General features: G+C 60.9%; 13 protein-coding genes and 1 pseudogene. 5 read left to right on the forward strand and 9 right to left on the reverse strand.

All coding sequences use genetic code 11. From position 1 onward, the window contains the following. A pseudogene (locus tag N5096_RS15140) lies at positions 1–377 on the reverse strand (IS5/IS1182 family transposase); the annotation flags it as partial. Between the two features lie 230 nt (positions 378–607). Between N5096_RS15140 and N5096_RS15145 the strand changes: the two are divergent. Next, positions 608–1,036, forward strand: a complete 429-nt coding sequence (locus tag N5096_RS15145; protein ID WP_267665636.1) for a hypothetical protein — start codon at positions 608–610, stop codon at positions 1,034–1,036. Then, positions 1,029–5,588: a S8 family serine peptidase gene (locus N5096_RS15150; protein ID WP_267665637.1), complete on the forward strand. Its 4,560-nt coding sequence runs from the start codon at positions 1,029–1,031 to the stop codon at positions 5,586–5,588. The genes N5096_RS15145 and N5096_RS15150 overlap by 8 nt, the downstream gene beginning before the upstream one ends. 77 nt (positions 5,589–5,665) lie before the next feature. Here the strand turns inward: N5096_RS15150 and N5096_RS15155 are convergent, their stop codons facing one another. The 3 genes from N5096_RS15155 to N5096_RS15165 all read right to left on the reverse strand — a co-directional run bounded on the left by N5096_RS15155 (position 5,666) and on the right by N5096_RS15165 (position 9,214). Next, positions 5,666–5,986 carry a hypothetical protein gene (locus tag N5096_RS15155; RefSeq protein ID WP_267665638.1) on the reverse strand — a complete coding sequence of 107 codons (321 nt, stop codon included), beginning with the start codon at positions 5,984–5,986 and terminating at the stop codon, positions 5,666–5,668. Positions 5,987–6,008: 22 nt separating this feature from the next. After that, entirely contained in the window at positions 6,009–6,938 is a 930-nt protein-coding gene (locus N5096_RS15160) for a hypothetical protein (protein ID WP_267665639.1), read from the reverse strand. A gap of 995 nt (positions 6,939–7,933) precedes the next feature. Continuing rightward, on the reverse strand, positions 7,934–9,214 hold the full coding sequence (locus N5096_RS15165) for an RNA-guided endonuclease InsQ/TnpB family protein (RefSeq protein WP_267665640.1): 1,281 nt from the start codon (positions 9,212–9,214) through the stop codon (positions 7,934–7,936). Positions 9,215–9,267: 53 nt separating this feature from the next. On the opposite strand from N5096_RS15165, the gene N5096_RS15170 reads away from it, so the two are divergent. Both N5096_RS15170 and N5096_RS15175 read left to right on the forward strand, forming a co-directional pair. Then, positions 9,268–9,405 carry a hypothetical protein gene (locus N5096_RS15170; protein ID WP_267665641.1) on the forward strand — a complete coding sequence of 46 codons (138 nt, stop codon included), beginning with the start codon at positions 9,268–9,270 and terminating at the stop codon, positions 9,403–9,405. Between the two features lie 1,084 nt (positions 9,406–10,489). Next, complete coding sequence (locus N5096_RS15175) at positions 10,490–11,086, forward strand: site-specific integrase (RefSeq protein WP_267665642.1); 597 nt, start codon at positions 10,490–10,492, stop codon at positions 11,084–11,086. A 551-nt stretch (positions 11,087–11,637) separates the two neighbouring features. On the opposite strand, the gene N5096_RS15180 is transcribed toward N5096_RS15175, so the two are convergent. From N5096_RS15180 to N5096_RS15195, 4 genes are all read right to left on the reverse strand, one after another. Beyond that, the gene (locus N5096_RS15180; protein ID WP_267665643.1) at positions 11,638–12,081 is read right to left on the reverse strand and encodes an HGGxSTG domain-containing protein; all 444 of its coding nucleotides are present in this window, start codon (positions 12,079–12,081) and stop codon (positions 11,638–11,640) included. 57 nt (positions 12,082–12,138) lie between these two features. Beyond that, positions 12,139–14,886: a hypothetical protein gene (locus N5096_RS15185; RefSeq protein WP_267665644.1), complete on the reverse strand. Its 2,748-nt coding sequence runs from the start codon at positions 14,884–14,886 to the stop codon at positions 12,139–12,141. 276 nt (positions 14,887–15,162) lie between these two features. Beyond that, positions 15,163–15,411 (reverse strand): hypothetical protein, encoded by a 249-nt coding sequence (locus N5096_RS15190; RefSeq protein WP_267665645.1) that lies wholly within the window; start codon positions 15,409–15,411, stop codon positions 15,163–15,165. Between the two features lie 797 nt (positions 15,412–16,208). Continuing rightward, the gene (locus tag N5096_RS15195; protein ID WP_267665646.1) at positions 16,209–16,556 is read right to left on the reverse strand and encodes an ArsR family transcriptional regulator; all 348 of its coding nucleotides are present in this window, start codon (positions 16,554–16,556) and stop codon (positions 16,209–16,211) included. A gap of 199 nt (positions 16,557–16,755) precedes the next feature. On the opposite strand from N5096_RS15195, the gene N5096_RS15200 reads away from it, so the two are divergent. Then, on the forward strand, positions 16,756–18,111 hold the full coding sequence (locus tag N5096_RS15200; RefSeq protein ID WP_267665647.1) for a transposase: 1,356 nt from the start codon (positions 16,756–16,758) through the stop codon (positions 18,109–18,111). Positions 18,112–18,647: 536 nt separating this feature from the next. Here the strand turns inward: N5096_RS15200 and N5096_RS16590 are convergent. After that, entirely contained in the window at positions 18,648–18,725 is a 78-nt protein-coding gene (locus N5096_RS16590) for a PGF-CTERM sorting domain-containing protein (protein WP_379790560.1), read from the reverse strand. Positions 18,726–18,932 lie beyond the last annotated feature (207 nt).

Here is an 18,932-nt window from a genome sequence, read left to right on the forward strand (position 1 = left end):
CGGGCGGCGGCCTGCTCGACGAGTCTGTCGAAGACATCGTCAACGACGTGTTCGAGATCGGTGAGAAACCGGTCAACAGTGTCTCTGGATGGCGGTTTGTCGAGTCCGTAGTAGTACCAGACAAGGCTGTGCTGGAGTTCTCGTGTAACTGGACGAGTACCGTAGACGTTCTCGTAGTAGCAGTGCAGAAAGCCGCAAAAGAGGTCTGGTGGTTCGTGAACTCGTGTTCGCCCCCGCTTCGAGGGGGCGAACACATCGTACTCAAGCAGAAACTCGAAGTCCAGATGCTCAAACAGCGGAACTGTCTCGGTGGCCGCGACATTCAAAAAGTCGTCTACCGAAGCTACATCTTGCAGGGTTGCGGTTGTGCTGGACACACTTTCCGCACCCTGCTGCTTCGTACGTGACGTTTTCTATGACAGGCTCCGATCTTTGTAAATCCGTCATAAATAGGATCCGCTTTCTCAGTTCTCCTTCCCGTCGATCGACAAAATACGATCAGCTACAAATTTTGGCCCTGAAGGGCGGGATTTTAGCCTTGCAACTTCCATAATGCAAATATAGCATGGGCGGACACAGTGGGATGGGGTGGGGAAGCGGTCAGTCAGTGACCGACCGCCGCTCGCTCCTCGCCTGGACGGGGGGAATTCTGGCGGTCGGCATCGCGGGGTGTACCGACACGCCAAGTGCGGACACCACCGGAACCGAGACACCGACCCGGTCGACCACTATTCCTGATGCACTCGACGACACTCTAGTTGGACTGTACCAGGCCGAGAACCGCACGGACTACGCCGCGACGCACGATCTCATGTATGCCGACGGGCGCGTCGATGTGGTTATGGTCCTGACCGACGGCGGGAATCTACCGACAGGCTACGATCTGACAGTCACCGCTCATCACGACCATTTGATTCAGGCGCGCGCCCGTGTCTCGGACCTACCCGCGCTGGCGCAGGAGGATGGCGTCAGATACGTCCGACCACCGCGAACGGGCACGGCAGACGGGGCATCGGGGGTGAGCACCGATGCGTGACCGGCAAATTCTCGCCGTCCTGCTCGTGGCGCTAGTGCTCGGGTCCGGTCTCGCGACTGCGAGCACAGTCGCGCCTGCGCCCGCAACCGAAACACGGCCGGCGCAGATCGAGGGACAGGTTCACGATCAGGCCGCCACCCAGCCTGACGAGGGCGACATCACCCGATCGATGCAGAATAGAGCATCTCGCAGGCTGGCGGACCAGAATGTGACTCCGAACTTGAGCGTCTCGAACGGCACCTCAAAGGTCTCCAGTGCGCTCGCCGCTCAACTCGCCAACAATCAAAGCGGTGGGTCGACCGACGGAGCGAGCGCGACGGACGGGGCCTCCGATATCGTCGAGGTGGTCGTTCAAGCGAGGGCTGGAAAGAGCGAACAGGCTCGCAAGGTAGTCACCGCGGCTAGTGGGCAGGTGACCGCTAGCCACGACGACTACGTCCAGGTGCGACTCCCCGCGGCAGCTGTCGAGAGCGTGGCCGGTTCTCCCGCCATTCAGTTCGTCCGACTGCCGCGCCGAGCCACCTCCTCTGCTGTGACGAGCGAGGGACTCTCAACGATGAACGCGACCTGGGCCCACGACAGGAACGTCACTGGCGAGAACGTGACCGTCGCCGTCATCGACCTCGACGGGTTCAATCTGCAGAATCCCGAGATCGGCGACCAGGTTGTCGACCACCGCGACTTCACAGGTCGGGGCATCGGCAACGGAACGAGTGGACGCCACGGCACGGCAGTTGCAGAACTCGTCGCCGATACGGCTCCGAACGCCTCGCTTGTGACATTGCGGGCCTCGTCGCTCGTCGAGTGGTACGAGGCGGTCAACTATGTCCAGGAGAGCACCTCAGCCGACGTGGTCGTGATGTCGATGACCTACTACGGTGTCGGGCCGCTCGACGGGACGAGCGAGATGAATCAGGAGATAACCCGGCTCCGCGAGAGTGGGACGCTCTGGGTGAACTCCGCGGGGAATGCGGCCAACAGGGGCCACTGGAACGGCACCTGGTCGGATCCCGACAAGAACGGTTGGCTGAACTTCACGGCGAACGACGAGACACTCACACTCTCTAATGGCAACGAAGCTGACGTCTGGGTGAACTGGAACGACTGGACCGCACAAACCGATGACTACGACCTCTACGTCTACAATGATAACGGGGACTTGATCGGTGGTTCAGGAAATACCCAGGACGGTTCAATTGCGCCACCCATCGAGAGATACCGAAACACATCGGTTACAGGCCCACTCCACCTGGCGATACGACGTGTCGATGCGGACGGAACCGCCAACTTCGACATCTGGTTCAATGGAGACGTGACGCCCGAGCACTGGACCGCCCAGCGGTCGGTCACGAATCCGGGCGTTGGAAAGGACGCCCTGACGGTCGGTGCCGTCTACTATGGGAATACGATTATCGAACCATTTTCCTCAAGAGGGCCGACCATCGACGGCCGACGAAAGCCAGATCTCGTCGCACCGGACGGCGTCACCACCAGCGCGTACGAGAAGGCCTTCTACGGCACCTCCGCCGCCGCACCGCACGCCGCCGGCGTCGCCGCCCTCCTGCTCGACGTCACTGAGAGCCTGGGCCCCACCGACGTCGAATCGGCGCTGATCGGGACCGCCGTCGACGTAAACGGAACAGAACCGGATATGACCTATGGCCATGGCCTCGTGGACGCGACCGGCGCGATCCAGACCCAGCCACCTAGGGCAACTGTCGATACGACCGAAGCGGACTTCGGCCAAGTGAACCGTCTCAGAAACGAGACTGCCACCGTTACGCTGGGCAACAATGGGGGTCGCACGCTGAACATCACGAGTACCAGCATCACGGGCGCCAATCCGAATGCCTTCGCCGTCACCGCGGGCGGAGACCCTGGAACGGTCCGAATTGACGAGCGCAGAACACTCACCATCGAGTTCAACGGTTCGACGCGGGGGGCCCAGACTGCGACACTCAGTATCAACCATAACGGAACCACAACACCGACGACCGTCTCGCTCACCGGGGAAACGGTCGCTCCCGACATCAACGTAGCACCCGCGGGCACTGTCGACTTCGGGACGGTGACGCTCCGAAACGGGCAAACCAACGCTCCGGTAACAATCGAAAACAACGGTTCAGCGGCACTAAACGTCACGGGAACGACGATTCACGGACCGAACGCAAGTGTATTCACAATCGGAGCGAGGAGCGATACGCTGCCGACCACCGTTTCCCCGGGCACCACGACGACCATCGCAGTGAACAGCACCGTCCAGACAGTTGGTACCAAGACAGGATACCTAGAGGTGACACACAACGTCTCCGATAGGCCAACAGTCAATCGCACGCTGACCGCAACTGCCAGTGACCAGCGCCCCCCGATCGTGGCAAACGTCACGACGACTGTTCCGGGAGGTAACACAATCGTTGGGCGGGCCGACACCGTCACCCTCGCAATCGAGACGCGTGACGAGAGCGGAATCGAGAACGTGACTGTCGACGCGTCGGCGTTGGGCGCGGGAATGGTGACTCTTCCGGCGTCAACCGGCGACTGGTTCAACGGCACAGTTACCGTCGACGCAGCGAACGCCACCGAGGGGACCACGACGCTCCCGATCAACATTACTGATACACGTGGGCACGCCATCGAGGTGGCGACAGACAGAGTGACCGTTGACTTGACCAACGCGAGCGTGACCATCGAGAGGCCGGTCGAGACGGCCATCCAGAACGACACGTTCGTCAACGCGACCGGCGAGGCCACTGATACTGTGACGGGCGTAGCAAGCGTCGACGTCCAGACTGATGGCAGTACGTGGACGACGGGGAATGTGCGCGGGACGACTTGGTATCGGAACGTTACCGAACTCAGCGACGGAACCCACCGCTTCTCGATTCGAGCGACCGACGAGGCCGGGAACGTGGGACCGGTGATGAGCCGGACAGTTATCGTCGATACCGGAGCACCAAGCATCAATGACGCCGCACTCACACCGCAGACGGGACTCCGCCCCGAACAGAAAGTACCAGTGTCGGTATCAGCCAGCGACTCACGGACAGCCATCGCGTCAGTGACGGCCGGCGGCGCACAGTTGACCAACAATTCAGACACCTGGGATGGATCGTTCGCCGCGGCCCCGGCGCTCGGCGAGCATACCATATTGATCGTGGCTACCGACCGCGCCGGAAACACCCAAGAAACGACGGCAACGTACCGTGTCGGCCGAAATGCGACACTAGTCCACGATCAGGGAACCGCCTATCGAGCGACACCAACAAATTCGAACATCGAGTCGGTCACAATCAACACCACCACCGACATCGGCGGTCAGAATGTAACCGTGGGTGCATCCCGACAGAATCCGACCGCACTACAACCGCCAAACGATACTGCACTCTCGTTCCCCCAGGTCGAGACAGAGGTTTCGAACGAGGCAATCGAGAACGCAACCGTCAATGTCACTGTTTCGAAATCGACGCTCGCCGAAAAATACGTCCGCCCGAGCACAATCTCATTTTGGATCTACAACGGAACCGCGTGGAACCGGACCACCGGAGTCGAGCAAACAGAGCAAGGTGAAACGATCGTCTACAGCCTGCAAACGAGTCACTTCTCGACGTTTTCCATCACCGGCGAGGTAGACGAAACTGCCCCGACATTCGGGTCGGTGACGCCGACCGACGGTTCCTCGACGACCGACACGACGCCTACCGTATCGGCCTCGTTCAGTGACGATTTCGCGGGCATCGATCCCGCATCGGTGACCGTCTCCATCGATGGAACAACCGCGTCGAGTGGATTCGAGGCCTCGACATCAGAGGTCATCGGCACACCGACGCTTGAACCGGGGACACATACCGTTACACTCTCCGTTTCCGACGCTGCCGGGAACACCCAGAAACGCTCTTCGTCGTTCACCATCGAGGAGTCGACACAATCATCAACAGGCGGCTCAGGTGGCGGTGGTGGTGGCGGTGGTGGTGGCGGTGGTGGTGGCGGTGGTGGCGGTGGTGGCGGTGGCGCCCTCGGATCCGACTATCTCATCTCCGATCTCCAACCGCAGGAGATCGAGGTGACGCAGGGCGAGACGATAACCGTCTCCGCGACGATCGAGGCCGACGGCACCTACGACGAGACGAAGGACGTGGAACTCCGGATCGGCGACGACACCGTCGCGACCCAGGGGGTGTCGCTCGGAAGTGGCAAGACCACGGCCGTCGAGTTCAGCGAGGTCGGCACGTCCGAGCTCGATGCCGACGAGTACGAGTTCGGCGTCTACAGCCCCGACGACAGCCAGACGGGGACGCTGACCGTGACCGCCGACGACGACAGCACTAACGGCACCGACGGCGATGACAGTGACAGCGGAGAGGACGGCACCGAGGGCACCAGTGGCGACGGCGGTGACGGTGACGGTGGCGAGGACAATGCTGACGGCACCGGCAGCGACGGCGACAACAGCGGAGAGGGCGGTACCGATGACGGTATCCCGGGCTTCGGCCCGCTCGTCGCGCTCGTCGCGCTCGTCGCGGCCGCGCTGCTCGCAACTCGCGACGACACCTGAATAGCGCGGTTCGATCACCCAGTTTCGTCTTTTAATCGGTCGGTGAAAATAAACGTCTCCAGATGCGTCGCTCTCCCTCAAAACTCGCGCTCGATTTCGAGTTTCCGCATCGCTTTCTCGAACACCTCCGGGTGCCGATGTGCTAGCTTCTCCAAGTGATCTCGAATCGATTGTGCTGGGTTCACTTCGATCTCGTCGGCGTTCTGGAGCTCATGGTAGAAGGCGTGCATCTCCGGCGTCACCGCGATGCCGACCGTCTTCTCTTTCGGTGCACCGTCGCTGTTTAGTGCCTCTAGGTACTGCTCTGCGTCGAAGTTTACCCCGGAATTAACACCGGCCTTTCCGCTCTGTTCTTCCTCCGCTGTATCGAAAGCATCCGACATTGGGTTTTCGCTCATTGATTTAATCTTAAGATTAAGCTTAGGCGTATTTCTTGATCGTCTCATCAGTGATCTCAACGCCCTGGTCGCCGGCAAACTGTCGAGCCCCGGCGCGGTAAGCGTGGTAGCACTGCTGGCGCACCGAGCGGGGCGTCCCATCCGAGCGTTCGACGATCGTCCGGATAGCTGGCGCTGAGTACGGGTCGGAGAGATACCCTTCTTTGTACTCCTCGTTTCGGGCCCACGCCAGCCACCGGGCGATCAGCTCCTCGGCCTCAGCGAACCCGAATCGTTCGAGCGAGCGGTTCTTCGCGACCAGTCTCGACGAGAGGGTCTGGCGCAGTTCGTCAATCCGGTCAGCTGCCTCTGGCGTACCAAACAGAAAGAGAATGAACGCCGGGCCAGTCTCGCCGAGATCGCCGATGCTCTGGAGCCCAGCGAGCAGCTGCTCGAAGGTACGGGTGTTCCGGGCGGCATCCTCAAGCTGGTCCACTTGGACGATGCACGTGAGATCTGCTGCCTCCAACTGTTCGGCGACTCCCTCGACCACCTGCCGAACCTCATCGGTTGCCCGTGGGTAGGTTTCGGGAACGTCCAAGGTGTCGTATTCGGAAAGTCCGTCCAGTAACCGGGTGTAGAGCCGGCGCGTGGTGATGCTCTCGACCTCGCGGATGCGGGCGATGGCGAACTCGTCGCTGCGGGGGCCCTCGCTTAGCGCGTCATACACAAGTTCTCGGAAGTGAGTCTTGCCCGCCCCACGCTTGTCGATCACCGAGACGTGCCCGGCGCGAGTGAGGATGTGCGACGCGACTTCCTGAAGGAGTTCCTCGTTGACCCGGACCGCGACGCGGGTGTCGGGAAGCGACTCCGCCGCGAACGGTGTGCGCCCCTCGACGAGACCCAACTGCTCGGCATACCGAGCGTGGGACTCCTCGACATCGTCGAGTACCGCAGTGAACTGGTCTGCCATGTTCATTCAGAGCTAAAGTTAGCCTTAATCTTAACATTAAGTCAGACAGACGTCACGCACTGATTGGTTAACCAACACTTGTGCCGGGATAGCCGAATTATAGTTATCCGAACGTGTTGGACCGTCGGTGTATCGAACGTTACCGGTCGATTCAATCAAGGACGATTCTGCCCACTTCTTGTCCGACTCTTGGGTTTCAAAACCCCTTTCGAACCCCCTTCCGAACCCCTTCTACACCCCCCCAAAAACCGGTAAAGAACCCCCTTCTACACCCCCATTTTCAGACTGTATATGTCCCAGCCATATGCCCCCGTAGGGACTGCTGCAACTAAGGGTAGTATTACACCTATTCATCCCAACTCTCGCAAGGGTCAGGCCGCCCCATCCGGATAGACAAGGCACACCGAGCGTCCACCTCCAGCCGAACCAACTGACCACTGTCAGTGAGAGTATTCCCAAATGTGGGGACTCCCCACGTCGGGCCACCGTCGGTCGGCCCCTCGGCCGGCCCCCCGCCCGGCGTTGCCTCGACGTTCCCTCGGCGTCCGCCCGACGTTCTCCGGCGTGGCGATCACGGGGAGTCGAAGGCAGGAGTCCTCCCCCGGACAACTCCACTTAGCCGGGAGGACTACCGCCGAGTTGTGAGCCGTCGATCGGTGTTGAATGAGACTATCAGGACCGACACCAACCGAGCGACCCCCACCAAGCCTTGCCCCAAGTGATCGCCTGTTTGTTGGCCAACGCCTTGGCTCGCGCTTGGTCACCTCCTTGGGTGCCACTTGGTGGGCACACAGGAGGGCGCAAGGGAGCACATGCAACGAACGAGAGCAGCGACTACACGTTTCTCGGCGGTGGGTGACCGCACATCCTCAACGGGCCCGGCTCGCTCTGTCTGGGGCAGCCCGGCGATTGGGTGCTACCTTAGACTTCCCGTACCCGGATATGACATCCTCCTCGCCGTGAACGGCGAGGTTTCCTCACGCTGGGGGTATCGCTTACTGATCCACGGAGGCAACTTGCGGGTTCGTATGCTCCTCGTTGGGAACTGAGCGTGGTGACTCTGACCAGTCATGGTCGTCCCACTTGAGGCATACAGGCCGTGCCATCGACCGTGTTACCGTCGTCTGCCGCCGAAGGAATGTCTCTGACGCTGTGAGGTCGGCGTGTCCCTCGAATCCACACGGACACGTCAGCGTGTCACGGTGACGCGTCGTGTCCTCCGTCGAACCGCAGTTCGGACACTCCTGACTCGTCCACGCTTCAGACCGTACCTCCACCGATATGCCGTATTCTTCACCGGTACACGCCAGTCGCTTCACGAACGCTCTAAACGCCCAGAAATTGTGCGTCTTCGCGTTCGTCTCAACGGACCAGTGCGTCTCAAGAACGTCCGTCAGTGCCCCGATGTACACTGTTGAAATGCCTTCGTCGTACAGGCGTTCGATGAGGTCGCGGGCAAGCGCGTCTTGGGCGTGGTCACGTCGCTTGGTTCGTTGGTCGTACAGGCGTCGGATGCGGTGGCTACTGTATCGACCTTCCTCCAAGAGCGATTGGAGCCGTGCGATCTCTCGCGTTGTTTCACGGAACCTATCGAACAGGTCACGTCCTTCGTACAGAAGTTGCTGGCCGGTCGTGGTTGTGCAGGCGACGAGGTTGTTCGCACCGATGTCCAGAGCGGCTTCTTCCGAAGCCAGTGGTTGTGCCAGTCGAGAATGATTTTCACTAATTGTGACTGGCTGAAAGGCCCTGAACGATTGTGCTTGCTCGTCGTAGAACAACTCCAACCGACCCTGCTTCTCGTACTCCTGCCAGTTGGGGTCGCCTCGAACTTCGAGTCGGAGGCGTTCACGGTGTCCCAGTCCGTACTCGTCTTTTAGGTCTTTGCCGACGAGGATTTCAAGGCGGGAGTATTCGCCCCACTCGACCGAGTACGACGTGTTGCGGATGTACGTGCGAAGTTCTCGGCCTTCGTCTGCGTTGCCCCAAAATCCGGGTTTGCCGTTTGCTTTGCCTTTCTTTTTGAGGCTGAAGAACGACCTCCACGCCTCGCGGTTCTTCCGTTCGATTTGCTGAACCGTGGATGCTCCGAGTGTTCCGCCATAGCGACCGCGATACTCGCTGATGTCCCATACGTCGGCGTCGGGATCGGCATAGTTCTCGCGGCGTTCGTAGTTAATTTCGTTCCAGAGAGCGGCAGAAGCGTCCAACAGGCGTCGAAGCAACTCCTCGTCCTCCTCGGACTGCGGAATCACCTCGAACGTGTTGGCTCGCCTCATCAACTACTGGTTTCACCGGAACACACATAAAGATGTGGTTTGTGTGTTACTATATGGTCGAAGTTCGCATCGAGTTCGATGACGACGAACAGTACGAGCGATTGAAGGGACTGAAGAAGCACCGTGGGTTGACGTGGAAGGGGTTGCTCCTCGAAGGCGAGAAGAAAGTCAGGGAAGATACCCCGGAGTAAGCATCGAACGTGGTTTGTGAAATGTAGTGTCGGATTCACGCCCGCCGTAAACGGCGGGACTCTCTCCTTGAATTAGGTAGTGATCACGTAGGGAGGGACGTAGTAGCAACGTAGTGCTACCCGTAGGGCTCGGCGATCTCTACCACGTAGCCTACGCCTCCTCCGATCCCAAGTGGACATATAGGCATCCTCGACAACCTCCAGGGCGGGGGGACGACGTCAACGACGACCATGATCGTGGCGGGTGGCGTCTCTGGGTTAGTAGCTGCTATTGAATATATGCTTAACATACAGTAGTGTTTGGGTGTTGACATCCTCCTCCGCGTAAACGCGGAGGAATCCTGAGCGTTGGAGATTTCAGGTTTGCAGTCTCACCGAACCCCAAACGGTGAGAATCCGTGTGAGGTTCACGGACTGTGGCGGGTGGGACTGCTGGGAGTGCCAAGCCCCCGGTACTCCTATCCTCTATCATATAGGGACTCCCGGAGTTGTTTTTGCCTCGGGGAGTCCGGCAGATTTCAACGGACTTGGAGTTACTTCTGTGGTGCGTACAGCAGTCGGGCACTGCATCGATTCATTATAAGAACCGACCGTTCACCTGACTGGTTCTGATTATTGTCTCATTGCTTGGGGCGGACAGGCCGCCATCGTAGGATTGATCGGAATCGCTCTGTTTCCGGTCTGATTCCTATCCAAATATACGACTGCCTGTCATTTTAAGCTACGGATTGTCAAATCTCCGGCTGGCTATCCCTGCGTGGATTGGTTCAGAATTGTCGGATTCATCCTGCGGCTGAAGCCGCAGGTATTCTCCTTGTACCCCTATAACGGCGGTGTATCCCCTCCCTACTGCGCTACTCGGTCGCTTCACACCCTGCGTTGCTCCTTGAGGAAGGGGGCTTACCGCCTAGAATCAGCTAACGCGGCGACGACCCGAATGAGCTTGAGGACGGCGTCTCGTGGCGTCCCCGTAGGCGCCTTGTCATACAACCCGGCCACAAACACCCGGAGAACACATCGATATGGGGGTGTTTAGAACATCTAAGCATTTACTTATGGCCGCTTTTTCTTGTCATAAGCGACTATGGTTAGGATTACCGACGACAGTGGGACCTACACGAAATGTATCCTCGACCCGTACGAGGACGAACTGGAAAAACTGGAGGCCGCCGCCCGTCGCGAGGATTGGGAACGGGAGGTCGCCGTACAACTCATGGGACGGTGTGGTCTCCGCGCCGACGAGGTCACGTACCCGACACGCGAGCGCCTCCAGTGGTCGTCCTCGGGTGAGTGTTGGCTCCTTGAGGTCCAGGGAAAGGACACCTCCGGCGGCGAGGGCAAGACCCGCGACGCCTGGGTCCCTGAGGATGTCGCCGAGAATATCCAGCGGTTCGTCTCCGAACGCAACCGCGACCCCGACGCCCCAATCGTGTCCGTATCGACCTCCTCAATCCGGCGGTGGGTTCGGGAGGCCGCCCGACAGCTTGCCGAGGAGGGCGAGCGCTGGGCGAGGGTATCTAGCCACGACCTCCGGAGGAGCTGGGCGACGTACCACATGGTCGAACAGGGGACCGACGTTCGGACCATGATGTCGATCGGCGGGTGGTCAAATTACGACGCGATCGAGCCGTACCTCGGGGAGCCGACCGAGGCAAAGATCGGCCGGAGTATGTCGGCATGACCGACGACGCCGTGTAGGCCGGGCGTATCGACGTTACCCTACCCCTCGACGCTCCAGTCCCCGGAGGACCCGGTCGAAAAAACGCGCCGCCGCCCGGAGGAACTCTCCCCCGCAGGGGTCCTCCTCGGCGACGAGGCCGACGACATCAACAGATGCCTCTTTGACGAGCTCCGCGACGCGCTCGAATGGACGGCGGAAGTGTAGGTTTGGGCACCGACTTAGGGACATACACTACCGGATTGGTCGCACTCCCTCCCACGGTCGAGTTCCGATCCAGTAATTCCCGCCCCAATATGCGGCGCTGTCGAGGGGAGGCGGTGTAATTGGGGCAAAAGTGTGGGTTTGGACACCGACTTAGGGACATACACTACCGGATTGATCGCACCCCCTCCGCGGCCGGGTTCCGTTTCGGTCATTCTGTCGGAGTTCCGTTTCGGCCACCCTGTTCCGGCCGGCGGCGCCGACGCTGTCGAGGAGGCCCTCGGTGTCTGATCGGATTTGCTCTACCGGCTAATCCAGGTTGCTCTATTACCGAACGGTTACCGGTCGGTTTAGAATAGGTCTTCAGCCATGTCCTCCAGGGCGTCAAGATCCGGATCGTCGTCGTCGTCGATCATCCGGATCGTTTCCCCGTCCGCCACTTTGTCGAGGTCCTTCGCGAGCGTCCGGATCGTGTCCATCCAATCCCGGATCGCCTTCCCGTCCGCCTCGCCGCTTTCGGCGGCGCGGTGTAGCTTCACGATCGCGACGTTGAGCGTGTCGGCGAGCTTCCGCTCCCGGCGGACCCCTTCAACCGTCGCGAGGAGGTCGCGGTCCTCCTCCCGGAGCGCGTCCGAATACAGCCCGTGTGTATAGGCTGGGTGGTCGGGACCGGACGGCGTCGCGCCGCCATGTAGCTTACACCGGCCGGCATCGGTGTCCGTTCCCCAGCCGGCCGGGAGTTGACACGGGTCGCCGTCGCGGGTCGTCGCCCCGCAACTGTCGGGGTCCGTCATGGGGTCTTTCTACGATCGGGCGGGGTGTCACCCGCGCCGACCGCGTCGGGCGGCCCATCATGGTGTCGCCCTGCTCGGTGTGTCGGTCGCACCGTCGATCGGTACCTGATCGACAGTCGGCCCGGCGGTCACCGTCCGCGTCGTCGACGGCGGAACGACGCCCGGATCGTCGGCATACTCGTCGGCCGTCGCGACAGCCCACAAGGCCGGAAGGACCGCATCGAGCCACGGCCAAGGCGTTGAGAGATCCCGAAGGTCCGGCGGGTCCGTGACACCCGTGTACGGCCATCCTGGCGATGTGACAGGGTCACCAGGTCCGTGGTGTTCGCGGCCGACCTGAAGCGTCTTTGCGGCAGCGTGAATCGACGGCGACACCGCCGGGTCCGCAACCCACGTCGGCCACCGATCCGTGTACCGCTCACCGTGCTCGCCGTCGGTGTTACCGAACGAAAGGAGGAGCCGATAGCCCGCATTCGTCTCCTCAACGAGCCCTGCAGCGACGAGGTCCGCCAGGTGCTCACGACGGGACCGCGTCGATACGTCCGCCAGCTCGTCGAGCTCGTCACCCCGGACCGGCGCGTCGGCCTGGAGTAACGCAGATATGAGCCGTCGAGGAGTGGTCTTTCGGCCGTCAAACCCCCGGAGTAAGCGGTTTGGGTCTAACGTCCCCAGAGCGTACCGTACCTCGGCGGCGTCGATTCGGCGGCTGTCGTTATCTCCCGCCAGAGCGTGAAGCGCGTCGGCCACGTCGAGCGGGGTCCGTGCCAGCCCGTGAAGGACCGACACCGCTTCGGGCGTCACTCGGAGGTCTTTCGCGTCGAGCACCTGCCGTGCCGTCTCGGTCACCTGGCGACGGGTCGGTTCCGTTCGGACCGTGGTGCGTAGCTGTATCTCCGGGGCGTCCTCATGGGGATCGAACCCGTTGAACGCCTCTCGAATTCCGTCCGCGACGGTGCCCGTCCGGCCCGCAAAGTCGCCGGCGAGCACCCACGATCCCACGGGACGGGCGACAGGGTCCGCCGCGTCGACGGTCGGCTCGAACGCCTGGCGACGCTTCCCTTCGCGGTCCTCGAACAACTGGCGATATACGGCGTGGTGTCCGTACCGGCTCCCGATCGTCGATCCAACGGCGATCGTTTTCCACAGAGCGGCCGCCCGGTCGTCGTCGAACCGCCGAGAGAACTCGGGGAGTCGGACGAGTCGGACGAGGTCGACATCCGCGAGGTCAAGCAGGTGGGTCATGGACCCGGCAAGCCCGAGCGCCTCTTTCAGTATCTCTGTCCGAAGCACGAGCCGTTTCTCGTCGTCGTCAACGTCCGCGAGGTCCCCTGTCCGGTCCTCAAGGTCGGCCGCCGCGTCGAGGAGCACCCGCCGAAGGTCGTCGTAATCGGTCACGTCCTCCCCCAACCACCCGATTTGTCGCATATCTCGCGGGATCGTCCTCGCGTCCTCAAGCATCGATAAGACACCGTGCTCGTCGAGTTTACTTTGAGTAAGCACCCGGTCAAACGTCCTCGGCGATGCCAGCGTTAACGCCAGCGTGACCCACAACGACATAGGGTTATCACCCTCGGCGGAAACAACGAGGCGGCCGTCTTCAGCGTACCAGCGTCCTTCCGCTCGGTCCTCTTGTGCGTCGATCGGGTAGTTGAGGAGGTTCACCCCACCTTCGACCGCCGATCCAAGGGTGGCGGCGGCCGTTGAGCGGTCCATGTACCGCCGTTTGTGCGGCGTCTGGAGTCGGTGGCGGTCGGGGCGGTCCGGCGGGGTGGTGTCCTCCCGGTCTTCCCCCTCCTCGTGTGTACGCGGGATAACACGCCTATTGTTGTAGAATTGTTCGGATTCGCTAACGCCGTCTGGAAGGCGGCTCTGTCGGGCGATTTCCTCAGTCACAAACTGGCGACCGGTCGCGGTCAACTCGACCCGCCGCTCCCCGTCAGACCCGTACCGCTCGACAAGTCTAGCGTCCGCGAGGTTGGCGAGCACTTGGCGGACCCGCGACCGCCCGACAGAGAACGCGGCGTATAGGCGCGCGTAGGCGGCCGTCTCGGTGTCCGTGTCCGCAAGGGTGGTAAGTACCCGTTCCTCCCGCGAGCCGACTCCGACCGCGTCACGAGCGTCTGCGAGATGGGCGGTGTCACGGCGTGAACTCCGGGCGTCACTAACGCCGGGGAGGTCGTCGCGGTGATACTCGGCGAGCCACGCCCGATCGACCCGCGAGCACACAAGTCGAACGTCCGCCCCGCGCCCCAGGGCGGCAACGAGTCGACACCATGCCGACCGCGTCGATCGATCCCGGTCACGGAACCCGTCAGGAAGGGAGATCGCAACCGTCGGCGTCACGTCGACCGCCTCAAGCACCCGAGCCACCGCGCGGGCGTCCTCAAGGTCTGACCGGAACCCCAGAGGTCGACCGCCCCCGAGCGCTGGGAGCGTCGCGAGTGCGTCCCAAAACTGAGCACCAGCCGTATGCGTCGCGAGCGATAAGAGAACGTCCGCGAGCGCGCTGTCGAGCGCGTTCTCCCCGACCGTCTCCTGGAGGGTCGCCCGTGCGTCGGGTCGCGTTTCTCCCGTGACGAGCTGGCGGACTGCGGTGACGAGCGGGCGGCTTAGTCCCGCGCCGTCCCACGGGTCAACGAGCGCACGCCAAAGAGCCGACGCGGTCGCCGGTGAATCCCGGAGGTCAACGGCCGCAAAGCTCGCAGTATCGGTATATGTCACACCGGCGGCGTCTCTCGACGGCGTCGGAGCGTTATGGCCGGAGTCTATGCGATCGGTCGCTGGCGCGTCGGAGCGGGCGTTCATATCGTGCTCGCGACCGGCACGCACTCCCGTCCCGTACGGTCGGACGGTCGAAAGGAGAAAACCAGACTGTCCAAGGTCGGGTTCCTCCTGGCGTCGCTCGGTCTTACATCTACGTAGACGGGGCTGTCTCTAAAGCATTCCCTCTTCAATTGGGGGTGGATATTGTATCCTAACATCTAAGTAGAATCGCGTAGTAGAGTAAGATGTCCAAGGTCGGGTTCCTCTCGGCGTTGCTTTTCGCCGGGAAACCTGTTTTTCACACTCCTTAGCGACGCGTTAGGCGGGACTTGACATCTTCTCCACTCTGAAGGGCGAGATTTTAGCCTTGTAATTTCCATAATTTTCCGTCGGGCGGTCGAACGGGAGAGTGTCCAAGGTCGGGTTTCCACCCACCCTTTTGCGAACACACCGACCGGCAAGCTGTGCGGCCGTCGGTCGCGACAGGGTCGGATCCACCATGAGGTATCTGTCCGCCATGACCTCCGTGTCGTTGAGGTCGACGAGGAGCGCGTGGGCGATCCGCATCTGTGCCTCAAGTCCGGGAGCGACTGGAACCCCAGGGGTCGACCGCCTCCGAGCGCCGGGAGCGTCGCGAGTGCATCCCAAAACCAATTACGGTCCATGTCTGCTGCGAGCGATAAGAGAACATCCGCGAGCGCGCCGTCGAGCGCGTCCTCTCCGGCCGTCTCTTGGAGGGCCGCCCGTGCGTCTGGTTCTGTCTCTCCCGCGACGAGCTGGCGGACCGCGTCGACGAGCGGGCGGCTTAGTCCCGCCCCATTCCAGGGATCGACGAGAGCGCGCCAAAGAGCCGACGCGGTCGGGGGTGGATCCCGGAGGTCAACGGCCGCAAAGCTCGCAGTATCGGTGTAGGTTACGCCAGCGACGTCTCTTGACGGCGGTGGAGCGTCATGTTCATCATCGATTCGTCCGGTGTCGTCGTGTCCTGCGTGCATTCGTGCGCTCTTGTAGGCCCGTGCGGGGGCGAATCGGGGTGAGCGCGGGAGAGAAAGCCTTAGTACCCGGACCCCGTATGTCCAGGTAGACGGCAACTCCCACGCCGTCCCACCACAACCATTTCGACGGCGATAAGACCGAGCCAGGTACCAATTGACTGCGGTCCCGCCGTCGTTCGTTTCTACCTATCCCATAGCCACGTCGGTATCACGTAAAAAGGCACCCGATCGGACCGACACGGAAACGTCCAAACCGACCGGATCGCCCGTTGACGCGAGATATTCGGCGGCTCAGCGTGCCCGTGCTCGCGTTGCGAGAGCGTCGTTGATCTTCCGAAGCGGGGGGGCTTCCGCTAGTCGTCAGCCTCGCTACCCGTCGTACTTCGCGTCGATTAACTCGGTGAATTCACTTTTCGCCTGTGGGTCGAACTGATCTCGGTACTCGACGACAATCTGCCCTTTCTCAGTAATCTCATATAGGCCACTATTTTTTGAGGGCCCAACTCGGGTAACAAGATCATAGTCCAACAACATCAACACCCGCGTGTTGAGATACGCCCGATTCTTATCAATCTCAACGGCAATATTCGGTGAGACGTTCCGTCCACCCTCTGCAAGCACTGTTAGGACTTCAAGATCTGTTGTGTTTAGCTGCCGCATCACTACCTCCGTTATCTTGACCGCCGTATTGACCTGACCGTTGGGACCATGGTACACATCTACCACCAGTAGCTACCGTCATATATCTACCGCCGTGCTGGTGACATCTTCCCCGCCGTAAACCGTAGTCTACAAAGATAGCAGGCAGAGTGCCCCGGGCCACCGTTCCCGGGGGTGAATGCCGTCGGCTTACTAAGCAAACCACGTGACTGGTGGGTGGTTTTAACTTGGAATCGTATGATATAGTAGGTGTACGATGGGTGAGCTTGTTGAGACGCTATGCTTCCGCCTTCATATCGAAGACGGGGAACGCTGGCGTCTGAAACAAGCCCGAATAGACGCCCGAGCGTTCGCTAATCACGCGTGGGCGATGCGAGAACTCGAATACTCTGAAGGCGAAATTGTTGACGCAGTCACGCCTACAGAAAAATCATTCATCAAAAACAGCGCACAAGCCGTCGTCCGCAAAGCCTGCGACGCCTACGACGCCTACCAAAGCGCACTCAACACGTGGCACAACAGCAGTGATCAAAGCAAGCTGCCGAAGCCACAACCCCCCGCGACCAATTCTCTCGGTGCATTCCCACTCGTTATGCACCACGGCGAAGGGTACGAACTACACGTTCGTGACGACGACCGTGTTGGCTATCGTATCAGCACGCAGCCGTATCAAGAGAAGGTTCGTGGGTTCCTTCGCGGTGCAAACGAGGATCTTGATCGCGTCAAAACCGCGCTTGACTCGTCCAGCGAGCTAGCAGTGGGTCGGGCTGAGGTTGTGTATCGAGAAGGCGTGTACTACCTACACGTCCCGATACGACAACCAATCGAACTAGATGTTGCAGAGGATGCAGAGTCCGTCATCGCTATCGACATCAACGAACGCAATATCACCACCACCGTTCTCGACCGAGAGTCGCGCGACACGCTCGCGCAACTCACCATCGATTACGGGCAAGTCAAGCAGAAACGTCAGCGGTACTACGACATCAAACGCCGCTGCGAAGAACACGACAAACATAGCGAAGTTCGCCGAATCGGAAGTCACGTGGAGAACTTCACCGAGTGGACACTCCACCGGCTCAGTACAGCCATCGAACAGTACGTACAATGGTTCCCGAAGCCGGTGGTGGTGTTTGAGTCGCTCGAAGGTATTCGCAACGACATCGAGTACGGGAGTTATATGAACCGACGCTTGCACAAACTCCCGTTCCATGAGTTCGAACGACAAGTCACGTACAAAGCTCACCGACACGGGACTCCGGTTGCGCATGTTGGTTCTGAGTATAATTCGCAGCGGTGTGCGTGCTGTGGAGAACTCGGCACTCGCAACAGCGGGCGGTTCATGTGCTCGAATAATGCGTGTGCGCTGGAGCAGGATCATTCGGATCGGAATGCGTCGGTGAATGCGGCGGTGCGATGGATTGCGAAGACAGAGACTGGCGATGGCAGTCATCGTAGTGCGGATAACTACCGACCTCGCAAAACCCCGCCTGAAGTGCGGGTGCGCCGGGTCGGGTCGGGACGCCACAACACCGATTCTGGTTGCGTGGATGTAAATCGTCCAACCTCATCCCACGAGATCGCCTCGCAGGGAGTGCTTCACACGCCGTGATTTGAGGGAATTACAAAAGCCACGGGCCACCGCGCCCGTGGCCGTTTACTCGGGATGGCATGGCGTCGTCCCGGAGCCGTCGCTAGTTGACAGGGCGAGCGCGACGGCGGTGAGAGAGTCAGTTGGCGGGATCGGGCAGTTTGTCATAGGGTCGCCTCGCTTGGTGTGTCGGTCGCGGCGTCGATCGGCACCTGCTCGACAGCCGGTCCGGCGGTCGCCGTCCACGTCGTCGACAGCGGAACGATGCTCGGACCGTCGGCCACCCCGATTGGCGTTGTCCCCCTTCACGGCCTCACAGAACACTCCTTTCACGACTGATAGTGATTACTGCGAGTCTTTACCGCCGCGACGATCCGTGTCGGTGACGAGAGCTTCTGAACCGACGTCTTTCGACATCCGCCGCGAAACTATTCGCAGTAATCACTATGAGTCGGGCTCACTCTGGTAGCCAGAGGTGTCGTGAGTTGCTCGCGCTCGCACACCGGTCACTTACGGGCGCGAAAAAACGGAGAATGCGGGTGGTCAAACGGGGCTATTCAGTCGTTGCGACGTGTCGCGAGCAGCGCGGCCGCGACGAGCGCGACGAGCGCGACGAGCGGACCGAAGCCGGGGATACCGTCGTCGGTACCGCCGTCGCCATCGGCACCGTCGGCACTATCGTCGCCGTCGGCACCGTCGGCACTGTCATCGCCGTCGGCACTATCGTCGCCGTCGGCACCGTCGGCACTATCGTCGCCGTCGGCACCATCGTCGCCGTCGGCACCATCGTCGCCGTCGGCACCATCGTCGCCGTCGGCACCGTCGGCACTGTCATCGCCGTC

This window comes from Halorubrum yunnanense (genome assembly GCF_026586675.1).
Taxonomy (GTDB): Archaea; Halobacteriota; Halobacteria; order Halobacteriales; family Haloferacaceae; genus Halorubrum; species Halorubrum yunnanense.

Coding starts and splice junctions, on each gene's coding strand:
- N5096_RS15160 (WP_267665639.1), bottom strand. CDS start 6,938: ATGGCAGACCAGTTCACTGCGGTACTCGACGATGTCGAGGAGTCCCAC.
- N5096_RS15180 (WP_267665643.1), bottom strand. CDS start 12,081: ATGACGGACCCCGACAGTTGCGGGGCGACGACCCGCGACGGCGACCCG.
- N5096_RS15165 (WP_267665640.1), bottom strand. CDS start 9,214: ATGAGGCGAGCCAACACGTTCGAGGTGATTCCGCAGTCCGAGGAGGAC.
- N5096_RS15200 (WP_267665647.1), top strand. CDS start 16,756: ATGGGTGAGCTTGTTGAGACGCTATGCTTCCGCCTTCATATCGAAGAC.
- N5096_RS15150 (WP_267665637.1), top strand. CDS start 1,029: ATGCGTGACCGGCAAATTCTCGCCGTCCTGCTCGTGGCGCTAGTGCTC.
- N5096_RS15190 (WP_267665645.1), bottom strand. CDS start 15,411: ATGCGGATCGCCCACGCGCTCCTCGTCGACCTCAACGACACGGAGGTC.
- N5096_RS15170 (WP_267665641.1), top strand. CDS start 9,268: ATGGTCGAAGTTCGCATCGAGTTCGATGACGACGAACAGTACGAGCGA.
- N5096_RS15185 (WP_267665644.1), bottom strand. CDS start 14,886: ATGAACGCCCGCTCCGACGCGCCAGCGACCGATCGCATAGACTCCGGC.
- N5096_RS15155 (WP_267665638.1), bottom strand. CDS start 5,986: ATGAGCGAAAACCCAATGTCGGATGCTTTCGATACAGCGGAGGAAGAA.
- N5096_RS15175 (WP_267665642.1), top strand. CDS start 10,490: ATGGTTAGGATTACCGACGACAGTGGGACCTACACGAAATGTATCCTC.